The organism is Thermomonospora echinospora, assembly GCF_900108175.1.
Classification (GTDB): Bacteria; Actinomycetota; Actinomycetes; order Streptosporangiales; family Streptosporangiaceae; genus Thermomonospora; species Thermomonospora echinospora.
Genome location: NZ_FNVO01000042.1, coordinates 22,461 through 31,630 on the forward strand (window position 1 = coordinate 22,461; position 9,170 = coordinate 31,630).

Sequence of the window (9,170 nt, forward strand, 5' to 3'; positions counted from 1 at the left end):
GTCGGGGGCCGGTCGAGAGGAGGTGGGCGATGGCGACCTTCGTCGTCACCGGATCGGCCTCGGGTATGGGAGCGGCCAGCGCCGCCCGGCTCGCAGCGGAAGGACACACCGTGATCGGGGTGGACCTGCGCGACGCGCAGGTGATCGCTGATCTGGGCACGCTCGAGGGCCGCGCAGCGGCGGCCGAGGAGATCCTCGGGCTCAGCGGCGGCACCCTCGACGGCGTCGCCGCGATCGCGGGCGTCGGGCCGAACCTGCCGAGCGCCGCCGCGGTCATGTCGATCAACTACTTCGGCACTGTGGCCCTGCTGGAGGCGCTGCGCCCGGCCCTGGCCGCCTCGGGTGCCGGACGGGCCGTGGTGATCGGCTCCAACTCGGCCTCCACCGTCCCGCTGGTGGACGACGGGCTGGTGGACCTCGCCCTCGCGGGGAACGAGGAAGGCGCACGCGAACACGCCGACGCTGCCCAGGCCGCCATGCCCGCCGAGATCACCGCGATCGTGCCCTCGATCGGCGCCTACGCCTCCTCCAAGCTTGCGATCGCCCGCTGGGTGCGCCGCACGGCGGTCACCCCCGAGTGGGCGCGCCAGGGAGTGCTGCTCAACGCGATCGCGCCCGGCGCGGTCCTCACCCCCCTCATGCTCGGCTCCACCGGCCGTGAGGAGGACCTGGACGCCGACGGGTTCCCCACCCCCATGCCGCTGGGGATCTTCGGCCGTCCCGAGGACATCGCCTTCTGGGTGCACCAGTTCCTCAAGCCCGAGGCCCGCTACACCACCGGAGCCGTCCTGTACGTCGACGGCGGCACCGACGCGGCCATGCGGCCCGACGCCCAGCCCACCCCTATGACCTTCTGAACCTCTGGAGGACGCGTGTCCGCCCCCGACGTCTTCGCCCCTGCCCGGCTCGGCCCGCTCACCCTGCGCAACCGGATCATCAAGGCCGCGACCTTCGAGCACATGGCCCCCGGCGCCCTGGTCAGCGACGACCTGATCGAGTTCCACCGCGCCCACGCCGCCGGCGGCGTCGGCATGACGACCGTCGCCTACTGCGCGGTGGCCCCCGAGGGCCGCACCGAGCGCAACCAGATCTGGATGCGGCCCGAGGCGCTGGAGGGCCTGCGGCGCCTGACCGAGGCGGTGCACGCCGAGGGCGCCGCCGTCTCCGCGCAGATCGGGCACGCGGGTCCGGTCGCCAACGGCAAGTCCAACGGTCTGCCCGCGCTGGCCCCCACCGCCACGTTCAGCCCGCTGTCCATGCAGCGGATCCGCAGGGCCACCGCCGCCGACATCGAGCGCATCACCAAGGCGCACGCGGACGCCGCGCTGATGGCCGCGGAGGCGGGCTTCGACTTACCTGCTGACCATCAAGGGCAACCGGCCGTCGTCACACGCCGCGGCCATCGCGGCGGGCCGTGAGCTGATCGCCGCCGAGCCCGGCCATGTGACCGAGGAACGCGGTCATGGCCGGATCAACCGCTGGACCACCTGGACCACCGGCACCGACGAGGGGATCGGCCCGCCCTGTGCGGCCCGGCTCGCGGTCATCCGCCGGGACGTGGCCGATCTGGCCGGACAACCGCTCAGCAAACAGATCGTCCTGGCCGCCACCAGCCGCGCCCGCCTGTCAGCCGCCGAGGTCAGCGCACACCTGCGGCGGCACTGGGGCATCGAGAATCTGGAGCACCGGCCCCGCGACACCATCTGGCGCGAGGACGACCAGCAGGCATACCTCGGCAACGGACCCCGCGCCATGGCCACCCTCCGCAACCTGGCCCTCGGCCTGCTCGACATCAACGGGATCATCAAGATCAAAGAGACCGTGCAGGCCATCGGCCGCAACCCCATGCGAGCCGTCCCGCTCATCACATAGCGTCACGGCCGCCGATCAGCAGCCGACTTTGAAATTGCCCTGGTCCCCGCCCCAGCCCCAGCCTTCACCTGACCACCCGCAGAACGCGCACAGCACTCCGCGAAGAGACCCGGGCGGTTCGACGTTCATGTGAGTTCGTGACGGCTGCGCAACACCCACCACGGCCTGCCGTTGGGTCAGAATTTTCCAGGAGGCTCCGGGGAGCCTATGACGAGAACGTTCTGCAGTTCCCCCCGGCCGCTTATGCCGGTCTTCCGATAGACCCGATACAGATGGTTGTCAACGGTACGCACCGTGATGCCGAGTTGCCAGGCGATGTGCTGGCTGCTCTGTCCCGTAGCGGCAAGGCGTGCGATATCGCGTTCGCGGTCGGTCAGCTCGGGAGTCCAGCAGGCAAGGACGGCCGGTGTCATGACGCCCTCGCAGCGTCGCGCGAGTTGATGGCAGCGGTCGGCGGCCCGTTGGGCGTGCATCGCGTTCGAATTGCGTGACCACAGGCGCGCCGCGTGCGCTGCAGCCTCCGCGGCGTGCAGGTGCATGCCTGCGGCCTCGAACGCGGCACAGACCCGCTCCATGACGGACGCGTCACGGGCGGCGAAGGCGGCGGCGTGTTCGGCGTAGATCTCGATATGCGGGGCGTCCGAAGCGGTGGCGAGTTCGACGAGCCGCCCGGAAACGGCTGCGGACTGGCCGAGGCGTACCGGCAGGTGCAACAACTCCGCCTCCCAGAGCAGGGCCTGCTGCCGCCGGGCGCCGTCCGCGGTGCGTACCGCCTGCCGCGCGGCGTCGCGGACTCGGCCCTGGGCGGCCAGGATCCACGGCTGGACCATCTGGAGGGCCGGAACATGGAGCACGCGGTAGGACTCCACGCGAGCCAGATGCGCTTGGTCGAGCAGCGTCTTCGCCTTGGCGGCGTTGCCGATCAGCGCCTCGATGCCGGCCCACTCGCCGAGGACCAGCGCCGGCTGACCCCAGGAACTGTTGTCGCACAGCGTGGAGAACGCTTCCCGCATGTACCGTTGAGCCGATCGCAGACGCCCCTGACGGGCGGCGACCCTGCCGAGGTTGAACTGCCAGAAACCCTGGTTGCCGATCCATCCGGAGTCCTGTGCCTGTCGGCATTGGGCGACGGCGGTCGCTTCGGCTTCGCTCAACCGCCCCGAGAATGCCTGGATGCTGCACAGCCAGCCCAATAGGCCCGCACGCACCAGCGCTATGTCGTCATCACCGGACATCGCCGATAGTGCCGATTCAGCCGACTTCCGTGCGGTGACCGTCCGCCCGCGGCAGAAATTGTCAATGCACTCGGCGTACCGTATCCGGAACATTGTTTGCGGGTTCGATGGTGCACGATCCCGGGCGCGGGTGACGGCCTGCGCGTACGCCGGCCAGTCGGCCTGCACTGCGAGCAGGACGGCCTGCAGCGCGGCCAACTCGGCGCGTGCGGCGTCATCGGTCGTCGCCTGTTCGGTACGGCGCAGCAGTTCCAGCGCGTCAGCGGGCCGATCAAGGGACAGGTACATGTTGGTGGCGCGCAGTTGCACCGACCGCAACTGATCGCGGCCGGACGTGACGGTCTGCGGGAGGTCGCTGTGGACCTGCTCCGCTTGCACACCACGCCCGACGTAGCCGAGCGCGACGGCCAGCGTCTGCCGGGCCGGCGCACCACCACCGGCATCGCAGGCCGCCTGGGCCAACCGCGCTGCCAGGGCGAAATCCATCGCCAGGACGGCGCGGTCGGCCGCGGACAGGAGCAACTGCGGATCGGTGAAATCACCGGCTTCCAGAAGCCAGCCTCCGACGCGGGCCAGGTCCTCGCGCCGGCGCATGCCCGTTCGCCGGATCGCCGCCGCCAGCTTCCGGCAGTGCCGCCGCCGCCGGTGGAGCGGTGTCTGCCCGCGCAGGACCTCTCCATAGAGGAGATGCGCCAGCCGGAGGTGCATGCGCCGGCCGTCCCCCTCACCGACGACAAGGCCGCGGCGGTCGAGCTCGTCCAGCACGGCGGCACCGGCCAGTTCTTCGAGGACTGCCACGCCCAGCGGCTCCCCAAAGGCCAGCAGTTCGGCAGTACGCTGCACCGCCGAAGGGAGCCGCCCGATGCGCCGGCTCACCAGATCGACCAGTTGCGCACTGAGCCGGAACGGTCCCTGCCAGCGCCACACCTCCTCGACAACCGCCAGCGCGCCGAAGGCGAGTCCGGCGTCAACGAGTTGCTGCAACCACAGCACATTGCCGCCGCTGCACTCCCAGAGCCGACGCGCGGTCGCGGTCTGAACCTGACCGCACAGCGTCCGTTCCAGCAGGCGTCTGACGGGATCCGGCTCCAGCGGCCGCAGATCGGCTCTGCCGACATAGTCCCCGCGCATCAATGCCTCGATCGCGTCGGGCAACGCCGCACCAGAGCGTGCGGTGAGAACGACCTTCGTGCCGCCGCGTACGACCAGATGCAGCAGCAGGGCGGCCGAGCCGTCGTCGAGCAGATGCACGTCATCGACGAACAGGATCCGCTGTCCGCCACGAACATCGGCGAGCAGCGCGTCGGCAAGGACCCGCAGCAGGTTGGGGTGCCCGTCGGCGGTGGGCCACGTTGCCGGTAGCAGATGCGCCAGAGCTCCGAAGGGGATCTGTGCGGCGCTCTCGGTGGCCGAGGCCGTCAACACCCGCCCCTGGGAGGTGGCAACCCCGGACAACAGTTCGCGGGCCAGCCGCGTCTTGCCCACACCGGCCGGACCGATGATCAGCAGACCGGACCGGTCGGGGTGCTCCATCAGCGATGTCAGCTCGCTCAACGTCTCGTCCCGGCCTGTGAGCGGCCAGGAACGAGGAGACGGACGGGCCTCGTGTCCCAGGCGTTCCGGCGAAGCCGGACGTCCATTCCGGTCTTTCATTGAAAGCCCTTCTGTGCGGACCGGTCCGCGCAGAAGGACCGGCCGCCCATGGCCGGGTCTGAGTACCAGACTACTCACGATACCACTCCGCCTCAATGATAAGTTTCAAAGCGTCACGCGTGGCATACGAGAAAAGGTTCTCGGTGAACACCCGAGGCGAGTGCCGACAGGGAGGTGAATCCGCCGCCCATTGCCGGCGACATGGTGCCGGCGACCTCAAAAAAATGTCCGTCCGCATCCAATCGCCCACCCCAAGGAAAGCAGACGATGACAGAACTTCATCTCAAGGCCGCGGGGTTGATCGCAGCAGCCGTGGCCGCGATCGGCGGCACGGTCCTCTCGGCACCGGGCGCCTCGGCCTCGAGTCCGGCGCCGGCGGCGCCACGGCTGTCGCCCTCGACGACGGCATCGGCGGAGATCGCTTGGCATCTCCTGAACTGGAACAGCGGTAAGTGCCTCAGCCCGGCGGGCGGAGGCGTCCTCAACAACACCACCACCGTCATCTACAACTGCGACACCCACCCGTCACGCATCTGGTACACGGTGGACAAGGGAAACTCCCTCTTCCACATCCAGAATCCCAACAGCGGCAAATGCCTGAGTCCCGCCGGAGGGGCCGGCACGAACAACACCGAGACCGTCATCTACAACTGCGACACCCACCCGTCGCGACTCTGGTACACCGTCTACAAGGGCAACAGCCGATACTACATCGTGAACTACAACAGCGGTAAGTGCCTCAGCCCGGCGGGCGGAGGCGTCCTCAACAACACGCCCACCGTCATCTACAACTGCGACGCCGACCCGTCGCGTCTTTGGGGTTTCGCCCTGCCATAGCGATTCTGGTCACGACGGCCGGATCACGACCATCGCCTTTACGGCGATGCCCGCCCGCTCGGCGCCAGGGCACGGTCACCATGAAGTCCGGCCATACCGTCCGCGAATGTTCCCTGGTCACCACCTGCCGTTCGTTCGCGCGCCTCCTGTTCGCGTCCCGGGCCGGTCACGCTCGACATGGTCAGCACGCCGGTCCGGCCGCTTCCGCGCCGGGACCACCCGATCGGACCGCGGATACGCGGTCCGATCAGCCGACGTCGTTCACCCCCTCCGCAACACCACCGGACCGACGGCGCCGGGGGTCTGTCCAGCTAACGGCGTGCGCCGTGAGGCGCTGTGATTCGAGTGGAGGTGGGAGACCTTCGCCGATGGCCTGTCGCAGCAGGTCAGCGTAGCTGAGGGCAGCCTGATCCGGGTGGTGCCGGGGAGGGTGGGAGCAGCCCTGACAAAGCCGGGACGTGCCAGTACCGCCAGATGGTGCGGGTCCGGTGAGCGTGATGGAGAGGAGTACGAGAGGAACCGGCGTTGTTACGTCCCTCCACTTGACGCCTGCTCGAACCTGGTGGATCGGGGCAGGACGCGGTGCGTACTCGCCGGCGGAGCCGGCGAGGAACTCCTGGGCCGGTTTGCCGTTGCTGGCTGGGAGGCCATGAGGAAGGTCTGCGGCGTACTCATGGCGATGCCGCAGGGACAAAGTCGGGCTCCTACTTCGTCGAGCGAATCGCAGTGAACACGGGAACCATCCGGTCGCAGCTCCAGGTCGCGGGCGTCCAGCCCGTTGACGGGGATAGGCGCATCGACCGCTGAACGGGCCGGGTGGGGCGGAGCCGCCGTAGTAGTCCGAGGCCGGGAAAGCCGGTCACATGGCGAAGGGCGGCAGCGGTTTCGAGAAGGGATGGAGACTGCAATGCCGAAAGACGCGCTGCCGAACGGCAGCGCCCAAGGCCCGGCCCCCGTGGGGTCGTGGTCGCGGGTATCGGAGATGCAGGCCAAGCTTCACCGTTGGGCGGCGGCCGATCCTGGTCGCCGGTTCGATGACCTGTTCAACTTCGTGCACGACCCGGCGACGCTGATCGTGGCGTTCGACCGGGTCGCGGACAACCGCGGGGCACGCACTCCTGGGATCGACGGCCTGACGGTCGCCGATGTCGAGGAACAGATCGGTGTCCCGGGGTTCCTGAACGACCTGCGGACCTGTTTGAAGGATGGTTCGTTCCGTCCGTTGCCGGTGCGGGAATGCAGGATCCCCAAGCCGGGCGGGTCGGGGAAGGTCCGCGCTCTGGGGATACCGACAGTGCGAGACCGGGTCGTGCAGGCCGCGTTGGAACTCGTGCTGGAACCGATCTTCGAGGCCGACTTCGAGCCGGTCTCGTATGGGTTCCGGCCTGGACAGCGTGCGCAGGACGCGATCGCTGAGATCCACCATTTCGGCACTCGAGGCTACCGCTGGGTGCTGGACGCGGATATCGAGGCGTGCTTCGACCGGATCGACCATACGGCCCTGATGGACCGGGTTCGGCTCCGGGTGAAGGACAAACGTGTCCTGTCCCTGGTCAAGGCATTTCTGAAAGCCGGGATCCTGACCGAGCTCGGCGGGAGCAGGAGCACCACGACCGGAACGCCGCAGGGCGGCATTCTGTCTCCGCTGCTGGCCAACATCGCCTTGTCGGTGCTCGATGAGCACCTGATGGGGCCGTGGAAGCCGGGTGGGTCGATGTCGAGCGAGGGCAAGCGCGGGTATCGCCGCCGCCGGGGTCTGCCGACATGGCGGCTGGTCCGCTATGCCGACGACTTCGTCGTCCTGGTCCACGGGACGGGCAATGACACGCAGGCGGTGCGCGAGGACGTCGCCAGGGTGCTGGAACCACTCGGGTTGAGGCTGTCACCTGCCAAGACCCAAATCGTGCACCTGAGTGACGGGTTCGACTTCCTGGGGTTCCGCATCCAGTGGCGCCGCAAGAGGGGAACCGATAAATGGCACGTCTATACCTTCATCGCCGACCGGCCCATCCGGTCGTTGAAGGCCAAGATCCGTGCCCTGACCCGCAGGAAGTCGCAACAAGACCTGGGATCCGTGCTGATCAGGCTCAACCAGATCATGCGCGGCTGGGCCAACTACTTCAAGCACGCCGTGGCCAAAGACCGGTTCTCCGCACTCCACCAGTTCGTTTGGTGGCGGCTGATCCGGATGCTGCAACTACAGCACCGCTGGAACTGGAAGGACGTCCGCCGCCATCTCACCACCCCCACCGGGCGGTGGCTGCCCATCACGGCGACGGACGGGACCGAGTTGTTCAACATCGCCAAGGTCACGGTCACCCGATACCGCTGGCGGAGCAACAAGATCCCCAACCCCGGGGGTATCTCGTCAGGTGTGTAAGGAGGGTCGCAAGGGAAGCAAGTGACGGGCGGGAGGGCCCGCCTGTTCGGGGGGATGTGCATGATGTCCGTGATCGAGAGTGTCGCCGACTCCACGTCGGCCACGTTAAGTGATCGTTCGTCTACTGTGGGGGAGGTGTCGGGGCGTCCGCTGCGTGAGCTGATCGATGACCGGCTGCTGGACGAGCTGCTGGCCCGCTCGCGGGACGAGGCCGGCGGGCTGCGGCTGACCGGTGAGGGCTCCCTGCTGGGGGAGCTGGTCAAGGCGGTGCTGGAACGCGCCCTGGAGGCGGAGCTGACCGCGCATCTGGGATATGGGCGGCACTCGGCCGATGGGCGGAACTCGGGCAATTCCCGTAACGGGGCGATCCGCAAGACGGTGCAGACCGGGGTCGGGCCGGTGCAGATCGCGGTGCCGCGGGATCGGGCCGGTTCGTTCGAGCCGGTGCTGGTGCCCAAACGGGCCGGCCGGGTGGCCGGCGGGCTGGACGACATGGTCATCAGCCTGTATGCGCACGGCATGACGGTGCGCGACATCGTGCATCATCTGCGGCAGGTCTACGGCACCGAGTTGTCGGCCGAGACGGTCTCACGGATCACCGATCAGGTGCTGGAGGAGGTCAAGGCCTGGCAGGCCCGCCCGCTGGAGGCGGGGCGGTTTCTATTGATGATCGCGAACTAGCTGGTTGTCGTGCGTGTGAGCCATCTTCTCATGGCCTCGGCCGGGGTCTGATCGCCGAGCACGATACGGGGTCGGGTGTTGAGTTGTCGGGCGACGTCTTTGAGGTCTTGGGCGGTGTGAACGGCCAGGTCGCTGCCCTTGGGGAAGTACTGGCGGAGCAGACCGTTGATGCTTCTATGTCAAGCCGCGAGCTGATGGCGGGTGACGTGGTGCTGCCAGGTGGCTTGATCGGCGGTCATGGCGCGGTGGATGACGTCGATGAGATGGCGTTGGAGGATGCGGCGGGCGCCACGCTTGCCCTTGGCGGGTTCATGGCGTTCCAGGAGTCGTTGAGCTGCTGGGTGGAAGCGTTTCTGGACGATGGCTGCGGTGTAGAGGACGCTGTTGAGGCGTCGGTTGCCGCCCCGGTGGAGGCGGTGGCGTTCCTGGTCGGAGGAGTAGACCGGGATGGGGGCGCAGCCGGTGTAGCGGGCGAGCTTGGCCGAGGTGGGAAAGCGGGTGATGTCGCCGAT

General features: G+C 68.3%; 8 protein-coding genes and 1 pseudogene. 6 read left to right on the top strand and 3 right to left on the bottom strand.

Annotation, left to right across the window (positions count from 1 at the left end; all coding sequences use genetic code 11):
• The first annotated feature begins 29 nt into the window (after positions 1-29).
• From C4U03_RS38575 to C4U03_RS38585, 3 genes are read left to right on the top strand one after another with little or no spacing between them, the layout of a single operon-like run.
• Entirely contained in the window at positions 30-857 is an 828-nt protein-coding gene (locus tag C4U03_RS38575) for an SDR family oxidoreductase (protein ID WP_103944755.1), read from the top strand.
• A gap of 15 nt (positions 858-872) precedes the next feature.
• Positions 873-1,418, top strand: coding sequence for an oxidoreductase (locus C4U03_RS38580; protein WP_235018391.1), 546 nt, complete (start codon positions 873-875; stop codon positions 1,416-1,418).
• A 25-nt stretch (positions 1,419-1,443) separates the two neighbouring features.
• The gene (locus C4U03_RS38585) at positions 1,444-1,872 is read left to right on the top strand and encodes a hypothetical protein (protein ID WP_103944756.1); all 429 of its coding nucleotides are present in this window, start codon (positions 1,444-1,446) and stop codon (positions 1,870-1,872) included.
• A gap of 176 nt (positions 1,873-2,048) precedes the next feature.
• On the opposite strand, the gene C4U03_RS38590 is transcribed toward C4U03_RS38585, so the two are convergent.
• A complete protein-coding gene (locus C4U03_RS38590) occupies positions 2,049-4,760 on the bottom strand; it encodes an AAA family ATPase (RefSeq protein ID WP_103944757.1) in 2,712 nt (903 codons plus the stop codon).
• A gap of 267 nt (positions 4,761-5,027) precedes the next feature.
• Here C4U03_RS38590 and C4U03_RS38595 point away from each other — a divergent pair, with 267 nt between their 5' ends.
• The 3 genes from C4U03_RS38595 to C4U03_RS38605 all read left to right on the top strand — a co-directional run bounded on the left by C4U03_RS38595 (position 5,028) and on the right by C4U03_RS38605 (position 8,658).
• Positions 5,028-5,597, top strand: coding sequence for an RICIN domain-containing protein (locus tag C4U03_RS38595; RefSeq protein WP_160147246.1), 570 nt, complete (start codon positions 5,028-5,030; stop codon positions 5,595-5,597).
• Between the two features lie 907 nt (positions 5,598-6,504).
• A complete protein-coding gene (gene ltrA, locus C4U03_RS38600) occupies positions 6,505-7,977 on the top strand; it encodes a group II intron reverse transcriptase/maturase (protein WP_103944759.1) in 1,473 nt (490 codons plus the stop codon).
• Positions 7,978-8,103: 126 nt separating this feature from the next.
• Positions 8,104-8,658, top strand: a complete 555-nt coding sequence (locus C4U03_RS38605; protein WP_327374478.1) for a transposase — start codon at positions 8,104-8,106, stop codon at positions 8,656-8,658.
• Here the strand turns inward: C4U03_RS38605 and C4U03_RS42345 are convergent.
• Both C4U03_RS42345 and C4U03_RS38615 read right to left on the bottom strand, forming a co-directional pair.
• Positions 8,655-8,837 (bottom strand): annotated as a pseudogene (locus C4U03_RS42345) (IS30 family transposase); the annotation flags it as partial. The gene C4U03_RS38605 and the pseudogene C4U03_RS42345 overlap by 4 nt on opposite strands.
• Positions 8,838-9,170: transposase (locus C4U03_RS38615; RefSeq protein ID WP_146087502.1), on the bottom strand; the 333-nt coding region annotated here is incomplete at its 5' end.

Excerpts from the sequence above, each read along its gene's own strand:
- C4U03_RS38575 (WP_103944755.1), top strand. The coding sequence starts at position 30 with ATGGCGACCTTCGTCGTCACCGGATCGGCCTCGGGTATGGGAGCGGCC.
- C4U03_RS38595 (WP_160147246.1), top strand. The coding sequence starts at position 5,028 with ATGACAGAACTTCATCTCAAGGCCGCGGGGTTGATCGCAGCAGCCGTG.
- ltrA (WP_103944759.1), top strand. The coding sequence starts at position 6,505 with ATGCCGAAAGACGCGCTGCCGAACGGCAGCGCCCAAGGCCCGGCCCCC.
- C4U03_RS38590 (WP_103944757.1), bottom strand. The coding sequence starts at position 4,760 with ATGAAAGACCGGAATGGACGTCCGGCTTCGCCGGAACGCCTGGGACAC.